This window comes from Methylophaga sp., from assembly GCF_965655755.1.
Classification (GTDB): domain Bacteria; phylum Pseudomonadota; class Gammaproteobacteria; order Nitrosococcales; family Methylophagaceae; genus Methylophaga.
In genome coordinates this window covers 1-1,374 of the sequence record NZ_CBFHHW010000025.1, presented here as the reverse complement: position 1 = coordinate 1,374, position 1,374 = coordinate 1, and the positions used below count along the sequence as shown (strand labels likewise).

Here is a 1,374-nt window from a genome sequence, read left to right as displayed (position 1 = left end):
TCTTTGAAACTCGCCTGGTGTTTGAGCTTGTGGTAAAGCAGCTCGGAGACCACTTTTTCCGACTCATGTTCATCATCACGACAACCAATCACCCGAATCGGATCGCCCTCACCCATTGCACTCCAGAGTTGTTTTTCAAACACATGGGGATTATTTCGGATAAGCGTATTAGCAACACGCAGAATACGGCCCATTGAACGGTAGTTCTGCTCCAGTTTGATTAACTTCAGACGGGGATAATCTGTCTGCAACTGGGCCAGGTTTTCTGGTCGGGCACCTCGCCATGAATAAACGGATTGGTCATCATCACCCACCACCGTCAAGGCTTCACGAATACCAACCAATTGTCTCACCAGTTCATACTGGCAACCATTCGTATCCTGATACTCATCGACCAAGAGGTAATGAATGCGCGCCTGCCATTTCTGAAGCACCTCGCGGTTTTCCCGAAACAACATCACCGGCTTTAGGATCAAATCATCAAAATCGACAGCGTTATAGGCTTTTAGGGCTTCAACATACCGCGGGTAAATCTTGGCAGCAGACATCTGGCTACCTGCCTCTGCAATCTGCATCGCCTGCTCAGGCATAATCAGCTGATTTTTCCACTCGGAAATTTGCCACTGCGCTTGCTCAGCGTGTTCACTATCGGCAGCAAAATCACGGCCCATCAGATCGCGTAATACCGCCAGACTATCGTGCGCATCAAAAATCGAAAAACCACTGCGAAAACCGAGATGTTTAAATTCACGTCGAAGAATGTTGAGACCCAACGTATGAAAGGTCGAAACCATCAAACCACGAGTCGACGCATTCTGACGACTAGCCATGAGCTCAGACACACGGGTTTTCATTTCCCGTGCAGCCTTGTTGGTGAATGTTACTGCCGCAATATTACGCGCTGGAATACCGCATTTTTCTATTAAGTAGGCGATCTTCCGCGTAATAACACGGGTCTTACCACTTCCCGCACCGGCCAGTACTAATAGAGGTCCATCAATGTGACGCACAGCTTCCTGCTGTTGTGGATTCAGATCATTCACAGGCCTTTTTGATCCATACGTCGGTACCCAATCGCCTCACTGACATGCTCGGTGCAAATATCAGCACTACCAGCCAAATCGGCGATGGTACGTGCCACTTTAAGAATACGGTGGTAGGCCCGTGCAGACAGGCTAAGGCGTGTTATTGCCTTTTCCACCAACTGATAATCACTGTCACTCAAGGGACAATAAACCTCTATTTCTCTATGCTGTAATTCATTATTCGCTTTGCCTTGTCGCTCTATTTGTACGTGACGAGCAAGGGTAACCCGGCGTCGAACCTGTTCCGATGTTTCGGCATTTTTATCCACGTTCGAGCCTCGAAGCAGCG

Annotated in this window: 1 protein-coding gene and 1 pseudogene; both read right to left on the bottom strand. The window is 48.5% G+C overall.

Annotated elements, in window-relative coordinates:
• Window positions 1-1,043, bottom strand: a 1,043-nt coding sequence (locus tag ACTF5U_RS09020; RefSeq protein WP_438971298.1) for a UvrD-helicase domain-containing protein, incomplete at its 3' end; no start/stop codon positions are given.
• Window positions 1,040-1,374: pseudogene (locus ACTF5U_RS09015) on the bottom strand (YifB family Mg chelatase-like AAA ATPase); the annotation flags it as partial. The gene ACTF5U_RS09020 and the pseudogene ACTF5U_RS09015, both read right to left, overlap by 4 nt.